Origin of the sequence: Pseudomonas rustica, assembly GCF_049959085.1 — a bacterium.
GTDB lineage: Bacteria > Pseudomonadota > Gammaproteobacteria > Pseudomonadales > Pseudomonadaceae > Aquipseudomonas > Aquipseudomonas rustica.
In genome coordinates, this window is sequence record NZ_CP188200.1 from 2,327,027 (window position 1) to 2,353,471 (window position 26,445).

Sequence of the window (26,445 nt, forward strand, 5' to 3'; positions counted from 1 at the left end):
TCAGGTGACCTGTGGCCCAGCGTGAAAGTTTCCAGTGATTGCGCGGGCTCTGGGGCCAGCGGTCGTGTCTGGTTACATGTTGTTTAAAGCCTGTGACTTAACAAATGCGAACCCTGGGCGTAGCGTGGACTCGAAGGCTCTAATCCACTTGCATCGAGAGGTTGCCCCATGAACCGAATTCAGCTTGGCATCGCCGTCCTCGGCTTGAGCGTGGGTTGGACTCATGCGGACGTCTCGGTGCCAGCCTCGACGCTGTGGCTGGCGCAGAGTCCGACCGGCAACAGTAATAATCCCTACAACAGCCCGATCCGCCGGGCCAACCCCAACAGCATGCAAGGCACTCAGCCGAGCAACCCGCCGATTCGTGGCCCGAGCACTGCGCCAACGCCGCGTACGCCCACCGTGGAAAACCGTGGCATCGGCAACGGCCAGCCGATTCGTTCGGTGCCAAGTACACCGCCGACGTTTATTCCCAATCCACCCTCACGGGGTACCGACAGCAACCGTTGAACGGCAGGACTGAGGTTCTGTCAGCCTTTCAAGCGAACATAAGGAATCGTGCATGTTGCGTAAAACCCTACTGGCCAGCCTGTGTGCCGGCGTTCTGATCAGTGCTCCGGTATTCGCCGCAGCGCCCAAAGAGCTGAAAAGCGAGCAGGGCATCCTCGAAGTCACCACGATTACTCAAGGACTCGACCATCCTTGGGCGTTGGCTTTTTTGCCGGATCGCCAAGGCATGTTGGTGACCGAGCGGCCGGGCAATCTGCGTGTAGTGGGCACGGACGGCAAGTTGTCCGAGCCAATCAGTGGCGTACCGCAAGTCTGGGCCAAGGGGCAGGGCGGTTTGCTTGATGTAGCGCTGTCGCCGGACTTTAAACAGGATCGCATGGTGTACCTGTCTTACGCCGAAGGTGGTGGCAAGGGCGACAAGGCCGGCACAGCGGTCGGGCGGGGGCGCCTGTCGGATGATTTGAAAACGCTGAAGGATTTCAAAGTGATCTTCCGCCAGGAGCCGAAGCTCTCGGTTGGCAATCACTTCGGCTCACGGCTGGTGTTTGATCGCGACGGCTATCTGTTTATCACCTTGGGTGAAAACAATGATCGATCAACCGCTCAGGATCTCGACAAGCTGCAAGGCAAGGTCGTGCGCATTTATCCCGATGGCCGAGTGCCGGACGATAACCCCTTTGTCGGGCAATCCGGTGTGCGTCCAGAAATCTGGTCTTATGGTCAGCGTAACCCGCAGGGTGCGGCGCTCAACCCTTGGAACGGCACGCTCTGGGAAAACGAGCACGGCCCACGCGGTGGCGATGAGGTGAACATCATCGAACGTGGGAAGAATTATGGCTGGCCGCTGGCGACTCACGGCATCAACTATTCGATGCAGCCGATCCCTGAAGCGCAGGGTAAAACGGCTGAAGGCACGGTTGCACCGCACCATGTCTGGGAGAAATCACCGGGTGTGTCTGGCATGGCGTTTTACGATGCTGACCGGTTTAAACCGTGGCAGCACAACGCGTTTATTGGTGCATTGGTGACGCAGGAGTTGATCCGGTTGCAGTTTGATGGCGATAAGGTAGTGCATGAGGAACGTTTGCTCGGCGAGCTTAAAGAGCGGATTCGGGATGTGCGCCAAGGGCCGGATGGTTATTTGTATGTGCTTACGGATGAGTCGAAGGGTTCGTTGTACAAGCTTGGCTTGAAGTAAGGCGCTGAGAGCGCTCTATACCTGTGGTGAGGGGATTTATCCCCGATGGATTGTGCAGCTTCTCCAGGAAGAGAGGGCTGCTTCGCTGCCCATCGGGGATGAATCCCCTCGCCACAGGGGTTTTGGTGGCTATAGGTTTTGGGGGAATAGCACCACTGCGGCGCGTAGTTTTCCTCGGCCAAATCGGCACATTTTTTCAAACTCGCCATGACTGACTGGCACGTGCTGGCAGTCCATCGGTTGTCGGTGCTGGCTGTGATCGACATCGGGATCATGCAGGTAAACGAAGTCCTCATCGCAATCGGTCACTACAACCCAGTGCGGTGATTTTGAGCGGGTCAGACGATAGCTGCTGATCAGCACCAAAGGCTGGCCACCGGCGTCGAGCAATCGCGGCAAATCTACTGTTGCGCCGATCACACGTTCCACATCGGTTTCTGCCAGTTGCGCAGTGAACTCTTCATGCACCAAACGCATGACGTCTTTTTTATGCGTATCGCGTACGCCATCAAGGAACAGCGGCCCCTCCAGGCTCAGCTCCAAACGCACGCGAAAACCTCTGCGCCACGCCGCCAGTGCCAAACCTTGAGGGCTGCAGCCGCCATGGCCCGAGGTCATGAACACGGTCGTCGCCTCACGCCAGATCTGTAATTCCTCACGACGCTCCAGCAAGCGTCCGGCCTGCAAGGCGCCCATGGCCATCAACAGACAGGCCGGGCCGCAGGTGAAGTCAGTGGTCTGCGCGTAGTAAGGCACCGTGATGCTGCGTGAGTCGCGGTGCTGGAGAATGCGTTTCTCCAAGCGCAACGCATCGGCGTGGTCTTCGTAGTAATCGTGGATCAGCGCAAAACGTCGGTAACCGCTGCGCTCATAAAGGGCAATGGCGGTGGGGTTGTCGGTACGCACTTCCAAACGCAGATACGCGCAATCATGTTCCAGCGCGCAGGCCTCGATTTTCTGCAGCAATTGCTTGCTCAGCCCTGTGCCGCGAGCCTCGGCAGCCAGGGCTATCGAATACAGCCGCGCCAACGAGGTGCCGCGATGAAACAGCACCAGCGCGTAACCGAGCAGATGTTCATCGCGTTCTGCGACCAGCAGCTGCGCATGGGCGCGCGTAATCATCCAGTGAAAACTGCGACTGGTGAGCCGATCCGTGGTGAAACATTGCATTTCCAATGCCAGCAACGCCGGCAAGTCTTCAACTACGGCCAAGCGAAAAACAGTACTCATATGACCACCGTAAAAGTTGCGTAACGAAACGAGACTTTCGTAAAACTTCGTGCTTAATAGAAAAGGTCTTGTTCTCCAACGGATCAATCTCTATGTCAGCGGTACAGGGTCATTGGCGCGAAGTATCCGAGCAAAGTTTGCCGACGGCAACTTATTTAAAACCAGCGGTTAGAACCTCCAGTCAAGTGTTGATCATTGTCGAGCGCAAGGAAGATTGGGCTTCTTATTTTCCCAGCGAAGACATCGTCACCGCTCAGGAATACCTCGAGCAAACACGCGAAAGCGAGCCCGGCAAACGGGTTCAGGTGATCAACCTGTGCCGCAGCTACAAGTACTTGGGCCATGGCTACTACTGCTCGCTGCTGGCGGAAGCCCGTGGGCACAAGGTTATTCCGTCGGTGCGCACCATCAGCGAGCTGACAAAAAAATCCCTCTACGGTCTGGCACTGGATGACCTGGATAAAACCCTGGAAAAAGCCCTTAGTCACCACCTCTACAGCGATACCGAAGGGTTTACCTTGACACTGTATTTCGGCAGGACTCATATCGAGCCGTTGCAGGATCTGGCGCGGCAGTTGTTTGAAGTGTTTCCTTGTCCGATTCTGTTAGTTGAGTTTCGCCGAACTAACGGTTGGCACATCGAGGGCGTGAAGTCCGGTGCGTTGCACAAGTTACGCGATGATCAGGAAGATCAGTTTGCCAATGCGCTGGACGGTTTCAGCCGTAAAGTCTGGCGTGTGCCGCGCTCGCCGCAAGTTGCGCGTTATGACCTGGCTATTCTTCACGACCCACAGGAAGCCTTGCCGCCGTCGAACCCCAAAGCACTGGAAAATTTCGTCCGGGTCGGCAAAACCATGGGCATCGATGTCGAGTTGATCGAGCGCAAGGATTACGCGCGATTGGCCGAATACGACGGGCTGCTGATTCGCGAAACCACCAGCGTCGACAACCACACCTACCGATTCGCCAAGAAGGCCGAGAGCGAAGGGCTGGTGGTGATGGACGATCCGACGTCGATCCTGCGCTGCACCAACAAGGTCTATCTGACGGATCTGCTCAACAGCCATCAACTGGGCATGCCCGCCACCGAAATCCTCTACAAAGAGCGACCCGAAGACTTCGAACGGGTCGGCGAGCGCCTCGGTTTTCCCTTGGTGTTGAAGATCCCCGACGGCTGTTTTTCACGCGGCGTGATCAAAGTCGAAAGCCAACAAGCGCTGCTCGAAGCCACCGCGGAATTGTTCGAGCACTCGGTGTTGTTGCTGGCCCAGGAATTCTTCTACACCGAATACGACTGGCGCATCGGCGTGCTCAATCGCAAACCGATCTTCGCCTGCCAATACTTCATGTCCAAGGGCCACTGGCAGATCTACAACCACAAAGCCAAAGGCCAGGACGTTAACGGCGAATGCCGAACCATGGCGATCCATGAAGCGCCGCGTGCGGTCGTCGACCTCGCGGTGAAAACTGCCAACCTGATCGGCGATGGCCTCTACGGCGTCGACCTGAAACAGGCCGGCGACAAAGTGGTGGTGATCGAAGTCAACGACAACCCGAACCTCGATGCAGGCATCGAAGACGCGTATTTACAGGACGATTTGTATTCGCTGGTGCTGGAAGAGTTTGTGCGGCGGCTGGAACTCAAACGTCGCGGGCAAGCGTGGTGAGCCGCCGATGATCAGCAGTTTCTCACTGAGCCACGGCGCGTTACAGCGGGTTGAACGATTGGACGCCGAGGTGATGCTGTTCAGCAATCCCGACGCCGCCGAGCGCGATTTGCTGCACAGTCATTTCAAGGTCGATGAGCATGCGTTGGCCTCGGCGCTCGACCCGGATGAAGTCTCGCGCATAGAGTTTCACCCCGACCATTTGTTCCTGATCTGGAAGCGCCCGGAAAACTATTCCGGTGGCGGTAGCCTGGCCTTTGAGGTGTCGTCCTGCGGCTTGCTGTTCGCGCCGGGGCAATTGCTGGTGATCGCCACCGACGACACGCCGCTGCATGGTCTCGGCACTCGCCAGCCATTAACCACGCCGCTGGATGTGCTGCTTGATCTGCTGTTCAACAACATCCATCACTACCTCGGCCACCTGAAGGTGATCAAACTGGTCGCCCGCGAGTTGCAGCAAAAATTCAACGCCTCGATGCAGAACCAGCATCTGGTGCAGATGTTCAACCTCAGCGAGAGCCTGATCTATTACATCAACGCCCTGCACAGCAACGGCGCAGTGCTGACACGGCTGCGTAATCACGCCGAGAAACAGCATTTTTCCAGCGAGGCGCTCGGCCTGATCGACGACCTGATCATCGAAAACAACCAGTGCTACAAACAGGCGGAAATCTACTCCACGGTGTTCTCCGGGCTGATCGACGCGCGCGGCAACCTGATGAACAACAGCATGAACAACCTGCTGCGCAAACTGACGTTGATCAACGTGGTGTTTTTGCCGCTTAACCTGATCGCGAGTATTGGCGGGATGTCGGAGTTCAGCATGATGACGGCGGGGACGCCGTGGTGGGTGTCTTATCCGGTGTTTTTGCTGGTGATGTTGATGGGGGCGGGGGGGATGTTGTTTGGGCTGAGGCGCTTGGCCAGGTGATTTGTGTTTTCTGGCCCGGCCCCATCACGAGCAAGCTCACTCCCACAATGGATCTCTGGTGTGGCGAAGAACCCCTGTAGGAGTGAGCCTGCTCGCGATGAGGATCTCAAAATAAACAGGTGATTTCAGATCAGCCCACAGCCGCGGAATTGCTGACTTTCCTACGCTCCCGAACCCCACGAACCACCAGATATAACAACGGCCCCACCGACACAAACACCGCCGTCAGCAACAGATACGGAACCACCGACCAAACCGACTGCCCGCGAGCCTTGGCATCCTTGACCATCCAAACCCCGGCCAACGTCGCCAGCAGGTACAAATCAATCACCACCTGTGCCGTATCCGGCCGCGACATCAAGCTGATCCCAAAATCAATCAGCGACTGTTCAGCCTGGAGCATCACCGAAACGGTGTAACCGGAAAAAGCCAGCAAAGCCGTGAGGGGCAGGGCGACAGACATCATGCATTCCTTCCTTGAACTGATGAGCAGAATCGCCAGATTACCCGCGCCACGCAAAATTGGCCATTGACGTGCCAGCAGCGTTCAGGCTAATTTTCAGGCCATGACTACCTACGTATTGCGCTGCCAGCCAAGCATTATTATTACCGCCATTCCTCACTTGGCGGGCTAGCTCACGACTGCAGCACCCAACCCGCCCTAGAGGCGGGTTTTTACTTTCTGTCTCCAGGGTTCGAAACACCGCTCATGTGGGAGCTGCCGTAGGCTGCGATCTTCAGGATCAAAAGATCGCAGCCTTCGGCAGCTCCTACGCAGGGTGTGTGAAATCGCTATCAAGGAGATCAGCATGAGTTACACCAACGACCAGCAAGCCCTGCTTGAGCACTACGTGAAAAGGATTCTCGCCGCTCCCGTGTACGACCTCGCCGTTCGTACGCCATTGCAGGCAGCCCCGGCGTTATCCGAAGCGCTGGGCAACCGGATCCTGCTCAAGCGCGAAGACCTGCAACCGACGTTCTCTTTCAAGATCCGTGGCGCCTACAACAAACTGGTGCAACTGAGCGATGCGCAGAAGGCACAAGGCGTCATCACCGCATCGGCCGGCAACCACGCGCAAGGCGTGGCACTGGCGGCGCGCGAACTGGGCATCGCCGCGACCATCGTCATGCCGTGCACCACCCCTGAACTGAAGGTGCTGGGCGTACGCAGTCGAGGCGCGGAAGCGCGGCTGCACGGTGAAAGCTTTCCCTTCGCGTTGGCCTATGCCCTGCAATTGGCCGAAGAAACCGGCCGCACCTTCGTGTCCCCCTTCGATGACCCGGACGTGATCGCCGGACAAGGCACCGTGGCCATGGAAATCCTTCAGCAACACCAAGGCGTGCTGGATGCCATTTTCATCCCGGTAGGCGGTGGCGGCTTGATCGCCGGCATCGCCGCGTACATCAAATACCTGCACCGTGAAGTGCGGATCATCGGCGTTGAATCCGAACATTCCGCGTGCCTGAAAGCCGCTCTGCACGCAGGCGAACGTGTCGTGTTGCCCAGCGTCGGTACCTTCGCCGACGGTGTGGCCGTGGCGCAGATCGGTGAATACGGTTTTGAAGTGTGTCGTTTCTGCGTGGACGAGGTGATCACCGTCAGCAACGACGACCTCTGTTCCGCGATCAAAAACATCTACGACGACACGCGCTCAATCACCGAACCCTCCGGCGCCCTGGCCGTCGCGGGGATCAAACAATACGTGGCGCGAAGCGGCGTGCGCGGTCAAACCTTCGTGGCGATCGACTCAGGCGCCAACATCAATTTCGACAGCCTGCGTCACGTCGCCGAGCGCGCCGCTGCGTGCGGCGTCCCGGCGTAACGGTGTTCAGGGCAGCAGCGGGCGCAGGAACGTGCGCTCGTAGCTGACGATGAACTTTTTCTCGACCAAAGAGGCGACCAGCGCAGTACTCTCGGGATCGGTCATCGCGATATGCCGATAGCTTTCGTAATCCGCCAGTGACGGAAAACTGAACAGGCAATACGCAATGTTGCTCGCACCCTCCGATGGCAAAAAATAGCCATGATGGCTGCCGCCCAAGCGTTCAACGATACCGAGCCAGGCCTTGGCGTAAGCCTCGAACTCGGTCAGTTGGTACGGGTCGATCACGTATCTGACGTGGCAAGTAATCACTGCACGTGCTCCTTGCCCGGTTATTCCTGAATGGCTGTGTTGACCTTGTCCGAGGCCGACCAGATGCGGTAGCGCACTTCGACGTCCGTTGGGGCGTAGACCACGATCGGCAATTTGCTGTTGTAACGCACGGTGAAACCATCACCGACGACCGGCACGAACGCGCGCTTCTTCTTGCTGCCGGGCGGGCAGGCCATCAGCGTGCTCATCGGGCCAATGACTTTCTCGAGGCGATAATACGGATAGCCCCAGCCTTGCAGATTTTTCTCGTCGAGCACGCCACCGAGCTTCGGACGATTGCAGTCCACCTCAAGGGTCTTGCCGGCAAGAATCTCGACCTGGAAGTTTTCTTCATTCTCTTGCTTCGGCAAATGAATGACCTGACGGGTAAAGCCCGCCTCAGCCTTCGGGTAAGGTGCGACGTCTTCAAGTTTCGCCGCGTGGGCGAGGGTGGACAGGCTGGCGATAATCAGCCCGGTGGTCGCGTAAGCGCGTAAAGAACCCATGGATGCCTCCTTGCGGGTGTAGGGTGGTTTGACAAGCATTCTTACCGTCATGGGTGATGAATGCAAACCCGCAACAGATTGCAAAATGCAACGCGCAAAAGGGCTCAACCGGCATTTTGCACGTAGCGAAATACTGGCCTTTGCGCCAAGTGATTGATTTTTATGTGGGTCAGAATGACCCGATGAAAGGCACGCTTTATGCGTCTTTTCAGTGCGGCGCACCGGGTTTGGGCGCCTACACTCCAATGGGCATTTCGCCGTACCACCATTTGCCGCACCATGGAACCAGCGGGGACACACCCGTGCAGGCGCAGCAAAGGTCAGCGTGAATACTTGATTGGCAATCTCACAGTAAGGAGAGGGTTCGCCATGTTTTTGTCTGCCTTGGAACTTCGTAACATCGTTGAAAGCAGTTTCCTGCCAAAGCGCTGCCAGTGCACGCTGTCGCCGGAGTTGCTGATGACCGTCAAAGTGTTTGGCGATCACCAGACCGATCAGGTCGATCTAATGGTTCGTGACATCGACGCCAGCCACCTCAACGGCTGTCGCGAGATCAATGAACTGATCGCAGGGCTGCGTTCGGATCTGAACAAGCAAAGTACACCGCACCACTACAGTCCGCGATCCAGAGCCGTTTAACCTACTGTTTCAGCCAGTTCGACCGTCACGCGCCGGGCCTGCACAAAACCAAGGCCCAGCGCGAGCTCGACCAGCACCGCCAGCAAAATGCCGGGGCCGGCATGGCCATTGAGCCATTCGCCAAAACCCAGTACAGCCAAGCCAAAACAACCGACGATAAACCCGTTGCTCAGCGCACTGCGAGCCACCGACGGCGGTGCATGGCGCACCAGAAAAAACATCACCCCCAACGCCGCAAACAACACCGCGCTGCGCCGCGCGACAAACCCGACTGCGGTCGAATACTCAATGCTCCAGATCGCCAGCAACACTTCGGGGAAAAAGCCCCAGGCCAGCGCCAGCAAAAAACACAACGAAGAGGTAATGCCCGACAACGCGCGAAACGACAACTGCATGGCTAATCCTTGCGGCAGTGAGGAGGGCCCCGAGCATAACCCCCGAAACACCCCACGCCTACCGCAACGCCAAAAATCAGAACGTTCTGTCAGTTTTGGAAACTGCACGCGTCAGACATTTTCTGATAACTGATCTCCTCAGCCTTGCCGGCGTTATCGATGTACTTCATATCAGCTGTAATCACCTTGCATTGCTGAGTGGCCGGCTCAGTCAACGAAATCACCTTCGCCACATGCAGCGGCATGCCGTACTCATAAGGCACCGCTTTCGATGTGGCCGACGTGTCATTGGCCTGGGCCAACCCGGCAAAAGCCGCGCAGGCGAGGGCAGTGGTGAGCAGAAACGGACGAATGTTCATGAAAAGACTCCCGTGCGACGCGAAGAGAGTTCGGTGCAATACAAACCGAACCTGCCGCACTGGGCGTCAGCCAACGGCTGAGGGCGTGCGGTTCAGTACAGTTTTCGACCACGGCGTTAAGCGATGGTTAACCCGGCTGAACGCCGGCTGTCAGGGAGTGAGGCGGTTTTCTTCGCGCGGTTTGGCGAATTCCTACAGAAGCTGCTGCTTTGTCTGCTTTCGGGGTCTGGAGCGGGGCGGGTATTGTCGGGTGTCGCTGCAAAATCAGCGGCTCGGGTTTGGTCACCTGAGAAGAGTTCATTGCATATGTGCCATCATTTGCACGGCGAACTTCTATGTTCGTGAGGTGCACTGCTGTGGCGGCTGTGTGCAGGACGCCTTCGGGCGAGCTGAGTTTGAACTGTTCTCGGTTGACCAAGCCTGCACACGGCCGCCTCCCACCGTTTGGTCACGGTTTTGGCGGTTACCTACGAAACAGTTGAGTAATCAAAATGCCAAAATTGAATCCGCTTCCAAACCGCTATCACCCACTAAACAGCAACATCACTGAAAGCCCGACGCTGCTAATAGACACCGAAGCCAACCCCAAAGACATCCTTGAAGCCGCTGTCCAGCGCATCCGCGCGTGCAGCGATCTGCTCGAGACATTGCACTGTCTGTGCTTCAAGCAAGCCGACGTGGAAGACATTCCGCACATTACCCATGCGCTGTATTTGCTGGCGCAGGATGGCAATGATTTGCTGCAGGTCGCGCAGCAACAGATGGTGAGCTGGAAGGCGCCGGTTTGATGCAGTAAAGAATTTGGCAGGAGTGAACGGTTGGAGAGATTTAGGCTGATTCACTGCTGCCGACTGGCGAGGTTCAAAATTTCAAAACCCGAATTTTCTGACAATGAGAGTGGTGGATGCGTGTATTACCATTGTTAGTAAATTTTTTGGTTTCCAAAGTTCTTCTGAAAATGCTCGCCCTAATTGCAATTAAATAATCTTACAGAACCGCAGATTCGCTTTAAGCGAAGCTTCTGTTCCAAAATTAGAATCCGGTTTTTTTGGGGAAAAAAGAAAGGGGTGGATGGCTAGCTTTCCATTCAATCGCAAATTTTTTTGCTTCATCTATTTGAATTGATGACATTTTCTTTGCTATTCGAGGTAATTTTTCTTCAACGTAAACCTGAATATTTCCGCCACCGTCTAGCTCTTGAAGCAGAGAAGTCAGCGCGTATCCTTTTATGAGGTCAATAGGATAGCCAACCTTGTCGGGGGTATGAGACAAGTACGCTCCATAGCTAGCAACTGCGTTTACATAACCGGTTTTTGCGGCCACCTCCCACCAATAACGAACAGCTTCTAGGTCATTTCTTTGAGAAAGAATCGAAATGTACTCAATCATTGCTGGTGCATAACCCCCTTCAGAAGCAGACTTTAATAGTTCCTCCTCCGCATCTGCTCTCTTCCAAGGTAAAAAGAATATGCCCTCTCCTTCGTAATAGCGATTGGCGAGCAACCATTGTGACGGCGCATACCCGGCCTCCGCTGATTTTTCCAACCATTCCAGACCCGGTGTTACGTTGTATAACGCGGCCATCGCCTCGCCATCCCCATTTAAAGCCAGAGGCATTACAGTTTTTTTAAATATCTCTAGCCATTCACTGGGTTTTTTACTTGACGGGGGGCATCGATCAGTCACTTTGCATAAATTTTCTGAGGCAGTAGCAAGTCTAAAAATCGCGTAATAATTGCCCTGTAAGGCAGAAGCTTCATACCACTTTTGCGCTTCGGTTGTGATGACCTGTTTTTGTAGTCGATATTCTTCTGCTAAATAATACTGCGCCTCCGCATCCCCTCCCTCTGCTGCAATGCGAAGTTCCGTTTCGGCAGGCTTATATTGATTGAATAGCATTATGCCTTGGCGTTTCGCATGCTGCTGCACTGATAATTCAGCGTTTGCAGTAAGGCAAAATAGAGTGCAATAAAGCGCAAGGCTCAAAAATGAAGCGCCGAATGGTTTTTTACGGTTCGGCGTTCGAGGCGGATCATATTTCATTCGAGGGTTCTCACTAAATCAAAAGTTAAATATGTCCGGATTAAATAGAAGTGTGGGGTGGGGGCTCTACTTTGTCGCGTAATTTATTGTATCTAATTTCTGTAGGTTACATTTTCCCGGACGCACCGGGAGCACTCTTTAACGTCTTCTTGCGCCGTCACGCCACCATTTAGTTCTTTTGAAAGAGGAGTTAAAGCACAGTCCCCTTTTTTTTAGATCTGTGGCGTCGGGATCTAATGATAAAAGTAGACAAGTGTATAGATGTCCGCTGCGTAACTAATCGATACGGCGTTTTCTACCCAGTATTGGGCTTGGTCGAGGTTATCTTTTTCTCGATATAAGCTGAATAGGGTCAAAAGCCAAATTTCCCAGGGTAAAATGAAAGCGGTGGATGCGTAGCTTTCCATTGGCTTGCAAAAACTTTAGCTTCCGCAATTTGTGAAGAGGTCATTTTCTGCGCAATTTCTGGGAGTACTTCATCCACATACGGTTTAACGTTGCCGCCACCATCAAGTTCTAGTAAGAGCGATGTCAATGCATAGCCTTTTACTACGTCCAGTGGGAAGTCATAGAGTGCTGGAGCGTGAGCCAGGTATGCACCATAGCTGCTTACGCCAGATTGATAACCGGTTTTTGCAGCCTCCTCAATCCAGTGTCGAGCAACGCTCAGATCACCACCGTTTTCATATAAAAAAGCGGAGTATTCGAGCATTCCATCTGGGAAACCATTTTCTGCAGATGCTTTCAACCAGCGACCAATTTCATCATTACGTTTCCAAGGCAATAAAAATTTCTCACCCTCCTTATAGCGATTTGCCAAAAGCCATTGGCTTCTTCCAAAATCGGCTTCTGCTGATTTTTCGAGCCACTCCAATTTTCCGGTCACTAAATACATGATGTACATAGCTTCCCCGTCGCCATTGTTCGATCGGCGCTCAGCCTCTTTGATCAAAAAAATACGCCATTCTTCTTTTGTTTTTGAACCTTCAGGGCAATTATTTATGACTGCGCATAAGTCGTTATTTGACTTTGATAGTCGTAGTGCAGCATAAAGCTCGCCTTGGCTTGCAGCGGCTTCATACCATTTTTGCGATTCTTCAGTTATGTATTGTTTTTGCTGGCGTAATTCTTCAGCTAGAAAATACTGGGACTCTGCGTCTCCTGCGTCTGCGGCAATTCTCAGTTCAACAGTCGCAGGTTTGTATTGATTGTACAGCGCTAGGCCTCTTTCCTTCGCCGATTGTTGAGGCGGTGTAAGTTCAGCGAGCGCTTGATTGCTCATAGATAATACGATTGCTGTAGCGTAGAAAAATCTAGATAGCATGATTAACCTTCGAATTGCTGAGCTGGGCCGATATAAGTAGCTTGGCCGCGGGGCAGATAGGTATTGCCGTAGTATTTTATTCTTTTGCAGAAGCCATCCAGGCGGGCGCCGAGAATCTCTATATGTTTTTTATATCGGCCTCGCATACGGTCGTTATCTGGACTTGCTAACCTAAGCACGGCCTCGGACATGAAGTTGTCCATTGATAGTCTGTTTTCGCAGTATATCTGTTCTGCGTCGCTTGCAGCCTTCGTACCAAATCGGTTCATGCTCATGCAGGCCTCTTCAAATTGTGCTTGTGCGAACGGAACTGTGCCTTGCGCTTGAGCTTGGTTAACAATTAGACCCAAGATACGCTCAATCGCTTGCTGTTGTAGTAGTTGGCACTGCACTTTTGAGTAGGATTTTTCTTTCGATGAATCTTGTCCTTCGTATTCCCCGATTTTAAACGCCTCGGCCTCTGAGATAAGCGTCATGAACATTGGGCCAAGTGCACCCGGAGTGGCTGTCAGGATCCATTGATCAAGCTCTGCTTGATTCCGATAGGTCATAATTGTATGTGCAATAATCGCCCCTCTACCCCCTCCAGTCAGCGCTTCATACAAAGACATCACCACATCTATGCCCTGCATATACGCCATCGCCACTTCCATACCTGCAGCCCCGAGGAAGTTCAGCTTGTCGATATAGTCAGCGGCATCGTCAGTCACAAACATCAGCGACTTGTCCTGATTTTTATGCATTTCGCGACGCAACAGGTTAATCAGGTCAGTCACCCCGTCATACCCCACTTCAAACTGGAATTCGCCACCAGCGCCTGCTCCGACAATTACGAATGCTTTGAACCGCATGATGAAGCGACCTTCATGCAGTGAAATGCCGATGTCGGCGCTGGTACCGAGGCCGTACGCGGCGGTAAAGCCTGCGGTAAGTCTGGCCAAGCTCGACCATTCGCTGGCTTTTGTACTGTTGACGCTGTTGCCCATCCCCGGTGTTTGCGCAGTGCGTAACGCGGCGATCTCCTTTGGTGGCGCCCAATTCAAGGCGCCTGTCAGCAGAATACCTGCCTGCACTCCCGCAAAGAGGTTGAATTGGGCTTTGGCACCATCTTCTACCCGAACCTTGGCGGCGTTGCCTTCCAGTACCGGTTCGCTTCTTACGGTTGCAGCGGTTGCATTAGTCGTGTCCGGACGTTTTGCATCGGTGATTTCCGGAAGGTTTAGTCCGCCCTGCACGTTTGCGCGACCCAATTGAACGCTGGATGAAAGGAGGAGGGTGGCGCCGGTATAACCCCAGGCGCGTGCGCCCAAATGGATCGAGAATCGACCGAGGTTGAGGTTTTTGCGGTTTTTCTCGTAATCGAGGTAGGGAATAAGGATGTCTTTCGCCTGATCTCTACCCGGCAGATCCATTTTCATCAGTTCAACTTCGCCACGGGCGAGGTCGATACCCAAGCTGACCTCGGCTTTGGCGGAAGCTTTGAAGTTGTCGGTCACGCTGAATGCCGGTCCGGTCACTTTCGTGCCGGTGTGAATCGATGATTGCGGCGGTGTCAGTGCACGAACGAGTTGTGCTTGCGGGCTGTTGTCGAACAGGCGCAGCGAGCTTCTGACTTCTTCTTTGAACAGCAACTGACGCAAGCGAAGGCCCCAATCTTTGCGGGCACCGGCGTCCTCAAAAGTGTCGACTTTGTAATTTTTCGATTTCAGATAAGCGTGAAAGAGTTCTACGTCAAACCAGCCTTTCTCATCAAACCAGTCACTTTGCTGGTCTTTGATGGCGATGGCGCCTTCGCGCCGTAACCATTCATGGAAAGGGTTGTCGTCTGTGTCCGTCGCGGCCTGACCACTGCTGTTGCCGGGGAGCTTCTGCGCATCTTTGGCCATCGAGGCGCCGATTTCACTGGCGTCTTTTTTCAATACTTTGGTGATGCCCTCGAGATTGAGCATGCTCAGGTGTTTGACGGGGCTGTTGGGGCTGTTGAAAAGCGCGACTTCACGCAGCGGAAATCCTGCTTTGACCAGGCGCTCTTCGGGTTTTGGCTGGAACTGTTCAGGTTCCCAGAGCAGGTGCCGCAGTGGCAGAGCGGCGGCTACGGCGGCCTCCGCATCATCGCGCAGCTTGATGCGGTCTTGTTGAATGCGATGCCATTCGGCTCGCTCGACCTCGACGATACCGGCCGGCGGCGCGACGTTTTGTCCGCTGGCATCAATCCATGCTTTGTATTTTGTGCGGATCTGCTCACTGAGCGTGATCTGCCGTTGCTCCATTTCAAGGTAGGCCTTGAACTTCTCAACCCCGGCGCTGATGTCGCCAGTGTCTGGAATGAGCGCGAATTCCGGGACAGCGAGACCGTAATCGGCGACCTTCAAGATCGACTCGATATAGGCGGCGAAGTCTTTTTCGACTTTTTTGCGCTCACTGGCGACATCCGCCAAATAACCACACATCCGGGCTTTGCCGTCGATGACGCAGTTTGTGGCGTCGAGATAGGCCTTCTTGTTTTTCTGGAAGTCTTCCTCTTTCAGCGTGGTGAGCTTGCCGCTGGCTGTAAGTGCTGCACGCGCCTTCAAGTAAGTCTGTACGCGACTTCTTGCTTCAAGTGCACCGGGGGAAAACAGATTACCGCTTTCGTAGGTGTAACCGGCGATCTTAGCCTGAGCGATGGCGACGGTCTTCAGCTTCTTCCACTCGCTGTAGAGCCGCTGCAGCTTTTGCCCTTCGGAGTTGGCTTCAAGCAAGCTAGCTTGTTGTTGGTTGGCCAATTCCCGATTGCGCGCGTACTCGCTTTGATCCGGCAAGTTGTCCAGCGCAGCACTGTTTCGGGCTTCTCTACCAACAGCTTTAAGGCGCATGGCCATTGTCGGTTGAGCGATATCAGGTTCTTGAGCCTCGATTTCGAGCATTCGGCTTTTTTGTTCGCCTTGCAGGAAGTTAGAGAGCTTGGGCTCCAGGAAATACTCCAGCAGTCCTGCGCTGTTCATGCCCTTGAGGCGTTCTTCTGGTGACTTGCTTGCGCTGATGTGTTGCTCAAGCTCGCTCATTGCTTCTTTGATCGAGCTGGCCGCGCGCTCAGGCAACAGATAGAACATCTTTTCTTTGGTGGCGTAGATCACTTCGCCGTAGGACGTCGAGCAAGCTGTTTTGACTTTGTCGAACGCGTTGGAGCAACTGGCAGGCGCTTCAGGTTGGGGATCAAGTTCCAGAGCCGGGTTGGTCTCGACCGGTGCGGCAGGGGTCGATGCGGTGGCAGCTGGGCCGTTGAGTTCTACCTTGGGTGCTTCTGAGAGATCAGTTTCCATTTCGATTCCATTCATTCTTTACGCGGACGGGGGTCATCAAGCGGCGCTACTAGCCAGTTGCTGCAGCTGCTGAACCTTGATGAACGACTCTTCCCTGGATTGCAGGATGGCCATTGCCTGAGGCTGCGTTTCGAGCAGCGGGCCGTTAGTGATCGGCCCCAGTTTCAGTAAATGACGACCTTCGTAAATGTTGTGGGCCACCAGCACGTTGAGGTTTGCCACGAGGTTGGGCAGTTCTTCATCGGTCGGTTCGCCGTAGGCGGCGTATTGCGCGTCCGTCCAGTAGATCCAACCCAAATGTTCCTGAACCTTCGGCGCGTCCGATGGCAGGTTGAACGCTGAGACGTCGCCGAGCCATTCGAGTTCCGAGACGGAGCGCCAGCTCAGCCAGTGACCACGGTTACGGCCGAAGTGGACTGGCGCTGGGGTGTAGACGTGTTGCCACGGGCCGAACAGTTGCTGTGAGTTTTCCACGGCGGTGTAAGCCAGCGCGGCCCACAGGCTCGGTTTGTGGTAGCTCAGCAGGCTTTGGCCGCCGGAACCGTCATTGGCGCGCAGCAGCCAGCGGGCGTGGGCCAGTGCTTTGTCCGGGGCGGCGGTGGTGAGCGCGATGCCGGCGTAGTTTTCTTCGCAAAGTTTTGCCGCTTCATGGGCGAGGCGGCTGCCCCATGGTGCGGTCAGCCACAGCGGGCCGTCAGCGGCCATTTCCGCGAAGTCGGTGCCGAAGAACAGGCCTTGCGAGTTCATCGGTTCGCCGATGCGGTAGAGGCGGCTCATGGCCTCAGGTTGACGGGCGCGGTCGATGATGAAGCACAGACTCTGGCCGGAGCTTTCACGTGGCAATTGCTCGAACGAATGGCGCGGGGCTTCGAGGAGGGCGCTCAGCGCTTTTACATGCATGTGCAATCCTTACGGCTGCAAGCGCCGTTGTTTTGTTTGCCGCACAACGGTGTGATACCGGACTCGCTCAAGCGTTTCGGTAGCGGCATGAGGACTTTCCCCGCCTTATCCGCATCCGCCACTTTCATCGGCCCCGGCAACAACGGCGCCGCCGGCGTACCCGCACCCGGCCCACCGCCAGAGTTCACCTTCACCTCGGCCCCGCTGATGGTCACACCCCCGGCATCCACCTTCACAAAACTCCCGCCAGCCTTGGCCGTGAGTTCCATGCCGCCTTCCATCACAACCTTTTCGCCAGCGTTGTAGTGAATCTCCGTCCCGGCCTCAACGAACTGCGCTGTGCCAACCTTGACGTGCTGAGTCACCGCAACCGTCAGGTGGTCGTTCGCGCGCATTTCGCTTTTGCGGTCGAGGTGGGTGATGCGGTGTTCTTCGACTTTGAATTCGCTGTAGGTGTTGGCCTCGACGGTGTCGTGGCGTTCATTGCCGACGCGGATTTTCTGGTCGTGTTCGATGTTTTCGTCCCAGTCGCGCTGGGCGTGCAGGTAGATCTGTTCGGCACCTTTTTTGTCTTCGATGCGGAATTCGTTGTAGCCCTTGCCGCCCGGGGAGCTGAGGGTTTTGAAGGTGCTGCGGGTTTTGTTCGCCGGCAGGTCGTAGGGGACGACGTTTTCCTTGTGGTACAGGCAGCCGGTGACCAGTGGCTGGTCGGGGTCGCCTTCGAGGAAGGTGACGAGGACTTCCATGCCGATGCGCGGGATGGCGATGCCGCCGTAGGCTGCGCCGGCCCAGCCGCTGGCGACGCGCATCCAGCAGGAGGTGTTGTCGTCGGACTGGCCTTCGCGATCCCAGTGAAATTGCACTTTGATGCGGCCGTATTGGTCGCAGTGGATTTCTTCACCTTTGGGGCCGGTGACGACGGCGGTCTGGCTGCCGAGGACTTTCGGTTTCGGGTGTTCGAGGGCAGGGCGGTAGTGCGCGTCCCACGGGGTCGCGAGGAAGCTGTTGCGGTAGCCCTGGTGGAAATCGCTTTTGTGGTCGGTGACGTCGCTGGTGACGTTTTCGCCGAGCACTTGCGGTTGTTTGCCTTCGTGGAAGACTTCCAGCAGCAGCCACAGGTCGTTCCATTCGGCGCGCGGGTGTTCGGCGAGGGTCAGGAAATGGCCGCTGGTGAGGGTTGGCTCGTCACCTTTGCCGTCGGCGAGTTTGTAGTCGCTGCGATGGCGTTCGAGGGCGCGGGTGGTGAGGAATTTGCCGCGCTCGCGGGTGGTGAAGCGGCCGGGGTAATCGTAGTCTTCGAGATCCGGGCTGAACTCGGTTTTGTTCGCGGCCTCGGGGAGGATCTTCGGTTTCTCGAAGTCGTAATCGCGGCGGCTGACGCGGGTGGTGCGGGTTTCCAGGCGCAGGTTGAAGCGCTTGATCACTGGTTTTTCCGCGGCCATGCCGGAGTCTTGCTGGTAGCTGACGGCTTTCAGTTTGCGAAACACTGTCTGGTCGTCGCCAAACACCAGTTTGTGGCCGCTGCTGCTGTGCTGGAAGTGGAAGTGGATGCCTTCTTCTTCGCACAGACGCTGAATAAAGTGCAGGTCGGACTCGTCGTACTGCACGCAGTATTCGCGTTGCGGGTATTCGGCGCCGAGCTGGAAGCTATAAGCGTCGGCAAGAATGCCGCGTGCTTCGAGCACCTGACCGATGATTTTCGGCACGGTCAGGTTCTGAAAGATTTGCTGATCGTGGTTGTGGTGCAGGTAGGCGAGTTGCGGCACCAGGCTGATGCTGTAGCGGGTCAGCGTCTTGCCGGAATCGCCTTGCTCGATGCGATAGACCAGGCCGTGGATGATGCCTTCGCCGGTGGCGCCGAAGGTCAGAACGCCGGGTTTGTGCAGCAGCTCTTCGAGTTTCAGGTCAGGGCGGGCGCTGACCAGTTCGAGGTCAAAACGGAAGGGCTGATTGAGGGCTTCGCGACCGGTGAAGCTGAGTACTTGCAGGTCAGCGGAGGCGCCTTCGAGCGTGAGGGTAATGTGGGTTGCGTTGGCGTCCAACATGCCTTGAATTCCGTCCTTGAATAAGCAGAGCCCGGATGGTGCAGCATTCAACCGCCTCGTTCAAGGCGCAAATGCCGTAGACGTTGGCCCTTGTCGGTATGGGGGAAACCCTTAGTTGGGGGCTTTCGCTCAATAAAACCGGGCGCTTCGCTGCACTGAAAAGCGCGTGCGGCGAGGGCATCTATCCGACCGGGCGCACAGGAAATCGTGGGTCAGATTCAGACTAAAGTCGTCTTTGGCCCGTCAAAGCCATCTGCCATCATTGTCGTTCACCCCCGTGTTTCCACTTCTGTCCGGCTCGGTTTTCTGACCCGGATCGGGAGCTATTTCTGGCTTATTGCGCGCTTGCGCAAACGCTGCAGTGTTGGAGTTTTTCATGCGACCCCCATTTCCCCTCATCACCCCGCGCCAGTCGTTTGGCTTCGGAGCCTTTGTGCTGTGCGCCGGTTTTACCGCGCCGGTTCAGGCCAGCGGTTTTCTCGAAGACACCACGGCGAAAATCGAATCGCGCACGGTGTACTTCAACCGCGACTTCCGTGATGGGCACACTTCCACCGAGCAGGGCGCGTCGAAGCGTGAAGAGTCGGCTCAGGGTTTTATTCTCGATCTGCAATCGGGTTACACCGAGGGTACGGTGGGCTTTGGTATTGATGCGCTGGGCATGCTCGGTTTCAAACTCGATTCCAGTGCTGACAGCAGCAACAGTGGTTTGCTGCCATCAAGCGGTCAGGATCCGCGCGGTTCGAAAGATCAGTACGCGAAGATGGGCCTGACCGCCAAAGTGCGCGTTTCTGATTCGGTGTTGAAGTACGGCGCGTTGCGGCCGGATCTGCCGCTGCTCAAGTACAACGACGGGCGATTGCTGCCGACGATGTTCAACGGCGCGATGTTGACCTCGAAAGAGGTGAAGGATCTGACCTTTATGGCGGCGCGTCTGGACAAGTACACCGCCCGCGATTCCACCGATTCGCAAGACATCCGCGTGCACTGCAAGAACAAGCGTTACGCATGTAACACCACGGCCGATCATTTCGACATGTACGGCTTCGATTACAAGATCAATGATCGTCTGACCGGCCAATATCACTACGCGGAACTGGAAGACATCTACCGTCAGCACTTTGTCGGGTTATTGGCCAATCAGCCGTTGGCGGGCGGTGTCTTAAAGGCTGATCTGCGCTTGCTCAAGAGTGCTGACAGCGGCGATGCGAAGGCCGGTTCCATCGATAACCGTGCGTTGAGCGGTTTGCTGTCTTTCGCACACAGCGGTCATACGTTCAGCGCGGGTTGGCAGCGTATGAACGGTGATAACTCGATGCCGTACCTCGATGGCAGTAATCCATATCTGGTCAACTATGTGCAGGTCAACGACTTCGCCGCGGCGCAGGAGCGTTCGTGGCAGTTGCGTTATGACTATGACTTCAAGGCAATTGGCATTAATGGTTTGAGCTTCCTGACCCGTTACGTCAACGGTGATCACATCAAAGTGCTGGGCAGTGATCAGGAAGGCAAAGAGTGGGAACGTGACAGCGAGTTGAAGTATGTGATTCAGGAGGGGACGTTCAAGGATGTCAGCGTGCGGTTGAGGAATGCGACGTATCGCACGAACTACGAGCAGTTTGCGCGGGATGTGGATGAGACGCGGGTGATTGTGAGTTATAGCTTTTCGGTGTTGTAGGGCTGGGATTTGTAGTGCCTGATCGGGCGCTTTCGCGAGCAGGCTCGCTCCCACATTGGACTTCTGCCGTCCACAAAAACTGAGCTTGCCGCGCACTTTGTAGGAGCTGCCGAAGGCTGCGATCTTTTGATCCTTAAAATAACAAGATCAAAAGATCGCAGCCTTCGGCAGCTCCTACAGGAGTCAGAGCCAATGCCAGAACCGGCTCCAGAACCCGCGATTCAGCTCTTCCTTACACCCGGCATATTGCTGGGCTTAAAGATTGGAGTGTGGGTGATTGTGAGTTATAGCTTTTCGGTGTTGTAGGGCTTGGATATTTAGCGTCTGATCGGGCGCTTTCGCGAGCAGGCTCGCTCCCACATTGGATTTCTGTCGTACACAAAAACTGAGCTTGCCGCGTACTTTGTAGGAGCTGCCGAAGGAGTCAGAGCCAATGCCAGAACCGGCTCCAGAACCCGCGATTCAGCTCTTCCTTGCACCCGGCATATTGCTGGGCTTAAAGATTGGAGTGTGGGTGATTGTGAGTTATAGCTTTTCGGTGTTGTAGGGCTGGGATTTGTAGTGCCTGATCGGGCGCTTTCGCGAGCAGGCTCGCTCCCACATTGGACTTCTGCCGTACACAAAAACTGAGCTTGCCGCGTACTTTGTAGGAGCTGCCGAAGGCTGCGATCTTTTGATCTTGCTTTTTAAAGATCAAAAGATCGCAGCCTTCGGCAGCTCCTACAGGGGGATTCAGAGCCAATGCCAGAACCGGCTCCAGAACCCGCGATTCAGCTCTTCCTTACACCCGGCATATTGCTGGGCATACATATTCGAGCGGGCCTGCACCTTGCGCGCCGTCGGCAGTAGCCAGGCTTTGCTCGCATAAGTCTTGTTGCGGTAACCACCCCAGCCCTCGTGGTAGTTGAGGTACTGGTTGTAAGCGTCGTACTTGTAGACGCCATTGATCGTGGTGGTCTTGTCCATGTACCAGCCGATGAAGTCGATGGCGTCGTCGAAGTCTTCACGATCGGCCCAGTTGCGGCCGGTGCTTTTCTGGTAATCCGACCAGACTTCATCTTTCGCCTGCGCATAACCCGACGCGGTGGTCACGCGGCCCCACGGAATCACCCAAAGCAGATATTTGCGCGGGGTTTTGGCGTCGTAACGGTAGCCGGACTCTTGGTACATGATCGCGAAGGGCACCTGAATCGGCACACCCCAGCGTTTTTGCGTGACTTGCGCCGCGTCGTACCAGTCGCTTTTTTCACGAAAGATATCGCAGAGATTTTCCGGCGAACGCGGCGGTGAAGTGCCGCAACCGGTCAATAACCCTGCGAGTGTCAGTAGTCCAAGCGTCTTTCCGTAATTCAAAAGCCGTTATCCCGTCATGCGCAAAAAAGGCGACAGTCTACGCGTTCAGGACAGTTGATGACGATAAGGCAAGTCTGGACCGGTTTTGCTACACGTCAGCGCGGCGGCTTGCACGGCGAATTTCAGCATCGCGTCGATCTGCTCGCGCGCCAGTTGCTGTACGCCTTCTACCGAATCCAGACCGTGTTCGGTCAGCCAAGTAATCAAGGCGGCCTGGAAGGTGTCGCCAGCGCCAACGGTGTCGGCGATTTTCACCGAACAGGCCGGTACTGACCACGAACCATGCGCGCGACTGAACACCGTCGCGCCTTCACCGCCACGGGTGAGGAAGACAATTTGGCAGCGGTGCTCCAGCCAGCTTTCGATCACCCGCTGCGGATCCTGCTCGGGGTAAAGCAGGCTCAAATCTTCGTCGCTGACTTTGATCAGATCGGCCAGTTGCACCAGCGTCGCAATGCGTTCGCGCCACAACTCGATGTTCGGTTCCGGGTTGAGGCGCACGTTCGGGTCGAGGCTGATCAGGCGTTTACCGCTTTCACGCTGGACGAGTGCCAGCAGGGTGTCGCCAATCGGCTGCACCACCAATGAGAACGAGCCGATGTGCAGGCCGCGCACTTCCGGGCCCAGCGTCGGCAGATGCGCGAGGCTCAGTTGCCGATCCGCGCAACCTTCGCCACGGAAGCTGTAATGCGGCGAACCGTTGGCACCGACGGCGACCATCGCCAGGGTGGTCGGCGCGGCGAACTCCACCAGGTAATCCGGGCGCACGCCTTCGTCCTGCAACACTTGCTGCAAGCGGCGGCCGAGGTAGTCGGTGGACAGACCGCCGAGCAGCGCCGAGTCCACGCCCAAACGGCGCAAACCCACGGCGACGTTGAACGGCGAGCCGCCGGCAATCGCCTTGAAATTCACTTTCGAAGCCAGACCGCTGGCATCGTCTTCGCTGAAGAAATCAAACAGGGCTTCGCCACACACCAAATACATAATTGTTTGCTCTTTATAGGGTTGCGACATGCTGTTGATAGCGTTCATAGACCTGCTGGAACGCCGCGACATTGGCGGCGATCGGCAGGGTTTCACTGCTCGGATCGAGTTTGACGCAACGCTGACACAGATCGGCCAACGTTTCTTCATGGCCGTTCGACCAGGATTTGCACCACGCCGCCTGAATCGCTGCGCCAAGGGCAGCGGCTTCGCTTTGTTCGGTGCAGATCACCGGGGTGTTCATGATGTCGGCGACGATCTGTCGCCACACCGCGCTTTTCGAGCCGCCGCCAATCAGGCAAATGCTGCGGCTTTGTAAACCATTCTGCCGTAGCAAATCCAGCCCGTAACGTAAACCGAAGGTCGTGCCTTCGACGGCGGCGCGGCACAGATTGGCCTGGGTCAGGTTGTCCATGGTCAAACCGTGCAGGCTGCCGGTGGCGTGGGGCAGGGCGGGGACGCGTTCGCCGTTGAGGAACGGCAGCATGCTCACCCCGTCGGCGCCGATCGGGGTTTGGGCGACGAGGTCGTTGAAGCGTTCGAGGTCGAGGTCGAACAGCTCGCGTATCGCGCCGGTAGCGTTGGTCAGGTTCATGGTGCAGATCAGCGGCAACCAGCCGCCGCTGGAGGAACAGAACGTGGCGACGGAGGCGTCCGGGGAGACTTTCGGGACTTCGGAATAGGCGTAGACCGTGCCGGATGAACCTAGGCTCATGGTGATCGCGCCGGGCTGAATATTGCCGGTGCCGATGGCGCCCATCATGTTGTCGCCGCCGCCGCTTGCGACCAATGCAGCGGGGTTGATGCCCAAGCGCTCCGCAATTGACGGCAGGATGGTGCCGACGGCTTGGTGGGCGTCAATCAGTTCAGGCAACGCTGCTTGCAAGCGGCCGCTGGAGTCGATGTCGCGCAGTAACTGCAAATCCCACTGACGGGTGCGCACGTTGAAATAGCCGGTACCGGAGGCGTCGCCGTATTCGCTGCACGCGCGGCCGGTGAGCCAGAAGTTGAGGTAATCGTGGGGCAGCAGGATGCGCGCGATGCGGGCGAACACGTCGGGATGCTGTTCTTTGGTCCACAGCAATTTGGAAACGGTGTAGCCCGGCGCGATGACTACGCCGAGGCGTTCCAGCGAGCCTTTTTCTCCGCCCAGATGTTTGAGCAGTCGATCGTTTTCGGCGCTGGTTTCGGTGTCGCACCAGAGCTTGGCCGGGCGCAGGACTTGGCCTTGGTCGTCGAGCAGTACCAGACCGTGTTGTTGGCCGGAGACGCCGATGCCGAGGATGGATTGGCCATCGACGTTTGCCGCGAGGAGTGCGCGGCGGGTGGCGAGGGCGAAGGCTTCCAGCCATTGATCGGTGTGCTGCTCGCGGCGGCCGTTGGCGCCACTGATCATCGTGTGATTGGCGGCGCCCTGGCCGAGGACTTGACCGCTGGCGGCGTCGAGGATGATGGCTTTGCTGCCTTGGGTGCCGCAGTCGATGCCGAGGAAGAGGTTTTGGGTTGTCATGTGTGGACCACTCGGGGTGTGGTGAAGATCAAGAGCTTACCCCCTCACCCCAGCCCTCTCCCCCAAGGGGGCGAGGGGGAAAGGGAGCCGATCGGGGGCTGTTCAGAGGCAAGGTCGACGCCGGATATCTCACTCAGAGGCTGTTCAAAGCTTGAGTTCGACTCCGGACTTTCAGGTCGACGGAGCTTTTACAAACCACTCGGTCAGTCCCCTCTCCCTCCGGGAGAGGGCTAGGGTGAGGGGGTTTTCACTCCAGAATTCGCTGCAAAGTCCGCGTCACGCCTACCTCTCGCAAACTCTCACAGCACCACTCAAACGCCGCCACAAACGCCGCCGAACGCGGTATCGCCGTGCCAAAAATCTCCTCCACCGCCAACAACCGCTCAGTCATCAACCCATCATCCGCCACCAGCGCCTGACAAAACGTCGCCCGTGGATCAGGAATCGAATAGGTATCCCCATTCTCATCGACCCCCTTCAAATACAGCGCCCAGGCCGCCACCACCAGCGCCGCACGTTTGGTCTCGCGATCATCGGCAATCAACCGGTTAATCGTCGGAATGGTGAACTTGGGAAACTTCGACGAGCCATCCGAACACACTCGCTCAAGCTGATCGGCAATCGCCTGATTGGAAAACCGCGCGACCAGCGTGTCCTTGTATTCACTCAGATCAATGCCCGGCACTGGCGCCAGTTGCGGGGTGACGTCCAGATCCATGTAAGCGCGCATGTAACGCACAAACAGCGGGTCGTTCATGGTCTCGTGGACAAACCGATAACCCTTCAAAAACCCCAGATACGTCAGCGCCAGATGACTGCCGTTGAGCAATTTGATCTTCATCTCTTCGTACGGCGAAACGTCGTCGGTGAACTGCACGCCCACCTTTTCCCACGCGGGCCGACCGTTGACGAATTTGTCCTCCAGCACCCACTGCACAAACGGTTCGCAAACCACCGGCCAGGCATCGTCCACCCCGTGTTTGTCGGCCAGTTGCAGGCGATGCGCAGTGCTGGTCATCGGCGTGATGCGGTCGACCATGGCGTTGGGGAAACTGACGTTTTGATCAATCCAGTCACACAGATTACCGTCGAGTAAGGACGCGAAGGCCAGCAGTGCTTTACGAGTTACCGCGCCGTTATGCGGCAAGTTATCGCAGGACATTACGGTAAACGCGTCAGTACCCGCCCCACGGCGTTTGGCCAGCGCCGCGCAGAGGAAACCGAACACGGTTTTCGGCGATTGCGGATTCGCCAGATCGTGCTGAATCTGCGGCAGATGTGCCATGAATTCGCCGTTGCTGTCGTCGATGCAATAACCGCCCTCGGTGATGGTCAACGAGACGATACGAATCGCTGGATCGGCGAGTTTGTTGATCAGCGCCTGCGCACTGTCCTGCGCCAGCAACATGTCGCGGATCGAGCCGATCACCCGCACTTCGGTGTCGTCGCTGTCACCCAGTTCGAACAGGGTGAACAGGTAATCCTGCTCTTTTAGGTCGTCGCGGGCGCGCTGGTCTTCAGCGCGCAAGCCGACGCCGCAGATGGCCCAGTCGAGGGCCTCGCCGGTGTTCATCAGCGCATCGGTGTAGTACGCCTGATGCGCGCGATGGAAGCCGCCGACGCCAATGTGGGCGATGCCCTGGCGGGTGTCGCTGAGGTTGTAGGCCGGCAGTTTTACTTCGCGCGCCAGGCCGTGGAGATTCTGTTGGTTGAGCTTCATTGGGCAAGTCTCTTGA

General features: G+C 56.2%; 22 protein-coding genes and 1 pseudogene. 8 read left to right on the top strand and 15 right to left on the bottom strand.

Annotated elements, in window-relative coordinates; translation table 11 throughout:
- Positions 1-168: 168 nt before the first annotated feature.
- Together ACP3TY_RS10820 and ACP3TY_RS10825 are read left to right on the top strand one after the other, a co-directional pair.
- Positions 169-510, top strand: a complete 342-nt coding sequence (locus ACP3TY_RS10820; protein ID WP_426619937.1) for a hypothetical protein — start codon at positions 169-171, stop codon at positions 508-510.
- A gap of 52 nt (positions 511-562) precedes the next feature.
- A complete protein-coding gene (locus ACP3TY_RS10825; protein ID WP_159811350.1) occupies positions 563-1,708 on the top strand; it encodes a PQQ-dependent sugar dehydrogenase in 1,146 nt (381 codons plus the stop codon).
- A 129-nt stretch (positions 1,709-1,837) separates the two neighbouring features.
- Here the strand turns inward: ACP3TY_RS10825 and ACP3TY_RS10830 are convergent, their stop codons facing one another.
- Positions 1,838-2,938, bottom strand: a complete 1,101-nt coding sequence (locus tag ACP3TY_RS10830) for a GNAT family N-acetyltransferase/peptidase C39 family protein (RefSeq protein ID WP_426619938.1) — start codon at positions 2,936-2,938, stop codon at positions 1,838-1,840.
- A 92-nt stretch (positions 2,939-3,030) separates the two neighbouring features.
- On the opposite strand from ACP3TY_RS10830, the gene ACP3TY_RS10835 reads away from it, so the two are divergent.
- Together ACP3TY_RS10835 and ACP3TY_RS10840 are read left to right on the top strand one after the other, a co-directional pair.
- On the top strand, positions 3,031-4,605 hold the full coding sequence (locus ACP3TY_RS10835; protein WP_053119852.1) for a RimK family protein: 1,575 nt from the start codon (positions 3,031-3,033) through the stop codon (positions 4,603-4,605).
- A 7-nt stretch (positions 4,606-4,612) separates the two neighbouring features.
- Complete coding sequence (locus ACP3TY_RS10840) at positions 4,613-5,536, top strand: magnesium transporter CorA family protein (protein WP_426619939.1); 924 nt, start codon at positions 4,613-4,615, stop codon at positions 5,534-5,536.
- A 130-nt stretch (positions 5,537-5,666) separates the two neighbouring features.
- Here the strand turns inward: ACP3TY_RS10840 and ACP3TY_RS10845 are convergent, their stop codons facing one another.
- A complete protein-coding gene (locus ACP3TY_RS10845; protein WP_282357614.1) occupies positions 5,667-6,002 on the bottom strand; it encodes a DUF2834 domain-containing protein in 336 nt (111 codons plus the stop codon).
- 343 nt (positions 6,003-6,345) lie between these two features.
- Here ACP3TY_RS10845 and ilvA point away from each other — a divergent pair.
- A pseudogene (gene ilvA, locus ACP3TY_RS10850) lies at positions 6,346-7,335 on the top strand (threonine ammonia-lyase, biosynthetic); the annotation flags it as partial.
- A gap of 30 nt (positions 7,336-7,365) precedes the next feature.
- Here ilvA and ACP3TY_RS10855 read toward each other — a convergent pair.
- Positions 7,366-7,671, bottom strand: coding sequence for an NIPSNAP family protein (locus ACP3TY_RS10855; RefSeq protein WP_159811344.1), 306 nt, complete (start codon positions 7,669-7,671; stop codon positions 7,366-7,368).
- 20 nt (positions 7,672-7,691) lie between these two features.
- Positions 7,692-8,177, bottom strand: coding sequence for a serine protease inhibitor ecotin (gene eco / locus ACP3TY_RS10860; protein ID WP_053119858.1), 486 nt, complete (start codon positions 8,175-8,177; stop codon positions 7,692-7,694).
- Between the two features lie 369 nt (positions 8,178-8,546).
- Between eco and ACP3TY_RS10865 the strand changes: the two genes are divergently transcribed.
- The gene (locus ACP3TY_RS10865) at positions 8,547-8,816 is read left to right on the top strand and encodes a DUF1652 domain-containing protein (protein ID WP_426619940.1); all 270 of its coding nucleotides are present in this window, start codon (positions 8,547-8,549) and stop codon (positions 8,814-8,816) included.
- Here the strand turns inward: ACP3TY_RS10865 and ACP3TY_RS10870 are convergent.
- Positions 8,813-9,211, bottom strand: coding sequence for a hypothetical protein (locus ACP3TY_RS10870; RefSeq protein ID WP_212549430.1), 399 nt, complete (start codon positions 9,209-9,211; stop codon positions 8,813-8,815). The two genes, ACP3TY_RS10865 and ACP3TY_RS10870, sit on opposite strands and share 4 nt — an antisense overlap.
- Positions 9,212-9,300: 89 nt before the next feature.
- The gene (locus ACP3TY_RS10875; RefSeq protein WP_426619941.1) at positions 9,301-9,570 is read right to left on the bottom strand and encodes a DUF2790 domain-containing protein; all 270 of its coding nucleotides are present in this window, start codon (positions 9,568-9,570) and stop codon (positions 9,301-9,303) included.
- Between the two features lie 491 nt (positions 9,571-10,061).
- Here ACP3TY_RS10875 and ACP3TY_RS10880 point away from each other — a divergent pair, with 491 nt between their 5' ends.
- Positions 10,062-10,358 carry a hypothetical protein gene (locus ACP3TY_RS10880; RefSeq protein WP_426619942.1) on the top strand — a complete coding sequence of 99 codons (297 nt, stop codon included), beginning with the start codon at positions 10,062-10,064 and terminating at the stop codon, positions 10,356-10,358.
- A 244-nt stretch (positions 10,359-10,602) separates the two neighbouring features.
- Here ACP3TY_RS10880 and ACP3TY_RS10885 read toward each other — a convergent pair whose 3' ends face one another.
- From ACP3TY_RS10885 to ACP3TY_RS10905, 5 genes are all read right to left on the bottom strand, one after another.
- Positions 10,603-11,613, bottom strand: a complete 1,011-nt coding sequence (locus ACP3TY_RS10885) for a tetratricopeptide repeat protein (protein ID WP_426619943.1) — start codon at positions 11,611-11,613, stop codon at positions 10,603-10,605.
- A gap of 352 nt (positions 11,614-11,965) precedes the next feature.
- A complete protein-coding gene (locus ACP3TY_RS10890) occupies positions 11,966-12,895 on the bottom strand; it encodes a tetratricopeptide repeat protein (protein ID WP_426619944.1) in 930 nt (309 codons plus the stop codon).
- Positions 12,896-12,939: 44 nt separating this feature from the next.
- Positions 12,940-16,239, bottom strand: coding sequence for a hypothetical protein (locus ACP3TY_RS10895; RefSeq protein WP_426619945.1), 3,300 nt, complete (start codon positions 16,237-16,239; stop codon positions 12,940-12,942).
- Positions 16,240-16,275: 36 nt separating this feature from the next.
- A complete protein-coding gene (locus ACP3TY_RS10900; RefSeq protein ID WP_426619946.1) occupies positions 16,276-17,139 on the bottom strand; it encodes a DUF4123 domain-containing protein in 864 nt (287 codons plus the stop codon).
- A complete protein-coding gene (locus ACP3TY_RS10905; RefSeq protein ID WP_426619947.1) occupies positions 17,130-19,184 on the bottom strand; it encodes a type VI secretion system tip protein VgrG in 2,055 nt (684 codons plus the stop codon). The genes ACP3TY_RS10900 and ACP3TY_RS10905 overlap by 10 nt, the downstream gene beginning before the upstream one ends.
- Before the next feature lie 376 nt (positions 19,185-19,560).
- Between ACP3TY_RS10905 and ACP3TY_RS10910 the strand changes: the two genes are divergently transcribed.
- Positions 19,561-20,862 (top strand): OprD family porin, encoded by a 1,302-nt coding sequence (locus ACP3TY_RS10910; protein WP_426619948.1) that lies wholly within the window; start codon positions 19,561-19,563, stop codon positions 20,860-20,862.
- A 732-nt stretch (positions 20,863-21,594) separates the two neighbouring features.
- On the opposite strand, the gene ACP3TY_RS10915 is transcribed toward ACP3TY_RS10910, so the two are convergent.
- From ACP3TY_RS10915 to ACP3TY_RS10930, 4 genes are all read right to left on the bottom strand, one after another.
- Positions 21,595-22,215 carry a hypothetical protein gene (locus ACP3TY_RS10915; RefSeq protein ID WP_400748556.1) on the bottom strand — a complete coding sequence of 207 codons (621 nt, stop codon included), beginning with the start codon at positions 22,213-22,215 and terminating at the stop codon, positions 21,595-21,597.
- 45 nt (positions 22,216-22,260) lie between these two features.
- A complete protein-coding gene (locus tag ACP3TY_RS10920) occupies positions 22,261-23,199 on the bottom strand; it encodes a carbohydrate kinase family protein (RefSeq protein ID WP_426619949.1) in 939 nt (312 codons plus the stop codon).
- Between the two features lie 13 nt (positions 23,200-23,212).
- Positions 23,213-24,709 carry a xylulokinase gene (xylB, locus tag ACP3TY_RS10925; RefSeq protein ID WP_426619950.1) on the bottom strand — a complete coding sequence of 499 codons (1,497 nt, stop codon included), beginning with the start codon at positions 24,707-24,709 and terminating at the stop codon, positions 23,213-23,215.
- 247 nt (positions 24,710-24,956) lie between these two features.
- The gene (locus ACP3TY_RS10930; protein WP_426619951.1) at positions 24,957-26,429 is read right to left on the bottom strand and encodes a mannitol dehydrogenase family protein; all 1,473 of its coding nucleotides are present in this window, start codon (positions 26,427-26,429) and stop codon (positions 24,957-24,959) included.
- Positions 26,430-26,445 lie beyond the last annotated feature (16 nt).

Coding starts and splice junctions, on each gene's coding strand:
- ACP3TY_RS10825 (WP_159811350.1), top strand. CDS start 563: ATGTTGCGTAAAACCCTACTGGCCAGCCTGTGTGCCGGCGTTCTGATC.
- ACP3TY_RS10920 (WP_426619949.1), bottom strand. CDS start 23,199: ATGTATTTGGTGTGTGGCGAAGCCCTGTTTGATTTCTTCAGCGAAGAC.
- ACP3TY_RS10840 (WP_426619939.1), top strand. CDS start 4,613: ATGATCAGCAGTTTCTCACTGAGCCACGGCGCGTTACAGCGGGTTGAA.
- ACP3TY_RS10910 (WP_426619948.1), top strand. CDS start 19,561: ATGCGACCCCCATTTCCCCTCATCACCCCGCGCCAGTCGTTTGGCTTC.
- ACP3TY_RS10845 (WP_282357614.1), bottom strand. CDS start 6,002: ATGATGTCTGTCGCCCTGCCCCTCACGGCTTTGCTGGCTTTTTCCGGT.
- ACP3TY_RS10895 (WP_426619945.1), bottom strand. CDS start 16,239: ATGGAAACTGATCTCTCAGAAGCACCCAAGGTAGAACTCAACGGCCCA.
- ACP3TY_RS10870 (WP_212549430.1), bottom strand. CDS start 9,211: ATGCAGTTGTCGTTTCGCGCGTTGTCGGGCATTACCTCTTCGTTGTGT.
- ACP3TY_RS10830 (WP_426619938.1), bottom strand. CDS start 2,938: ATGAGTACTGTTTTTCGCTTGGCCGTAGTTGAAGACTTGCCGGCGTTG.
- ACP3TY_RS10885 (WP_426619943.1), bottom strand. CDS start 11,613: ATGAAATATGATCCGCCTCGAACGCCGAACCGTAAAAAACCATTCGGC.
- ACP3TY_RS10820 (WP_426619937.1), top strand. CDS start 169: ATGAACCGAATTCAGCTTGGCATCGCCGTCCTCGGCTTGAGCGTGGGT.
- ACP3TY_RS10865 (WP_426619940.1), top strand. CDS start 8,547: ATGTTTTTGTCTGCCTTGGAACTTCGTAACATCGTTGAAAGCAGTTTC.
- ACP3TY_RS10890 (WP_426619944.1), bottom strand. CDS start 12,895: ATGAGCAATCAAGCGCTCGCTGAACTTACACCGCCTCAACAATCGGCG.
- ACP3TY_RS10905 (WP_426619947.1), bottom strand. CDS start 19,184: ATGTTGGACGCCAACGCAACCCACATTACCCTCACGCTCGAAGGCGCC.
- ACP3TY_RS10875 (WP_426619941.1), bottom strand. CDS start 9,570: ATGAACATTCGTCCGTTTCTGCTCACCACTGCCCTCGCCTGCGCGGCT.
- ACP3TY_RS10880 (WP_426619942.1), top strand. CDS start 10,062: ATGCCAAAATTGAATCCGCTTCCAAACCGCTATCACCCACTAAACAGC.
- ACP3TY_RS10930 (WP_426619951.1), bottom strand. CDS start 26,429: ATGAAGCTCAACCAACAGAATCTCCACGGCCTGGCGCGCGAAGTAAAA.
- eco (WP_053119858.1), bottom strand. CDS start 8,177: ATGGGTTCTTTACGCGCTTACGCGACCACCGGGCTGATTATCGCCAGC.
- ACP3TY_RS10900 (WP_426619946.1), bottom strand. CDS start 17,139: ATGCATGTAAAAGCGCTGAGCGCCCTCCTCGAAGCCCCGCGCCATTCG.
- ACP3TY_RS10835 (WP_053119852.1), top strand. CDS start 3,031: ATGTCAGCGGTACAGGGTCATTGGCGCGAAGTATCCGAGCAAAGTTTG.
- xylB (WP_426619950.1), bottom strand. CDS start 24,709: ATGACAACCCAAAACCTCTTCCTCGGCATCGACTGCGGCACCCAAGGC.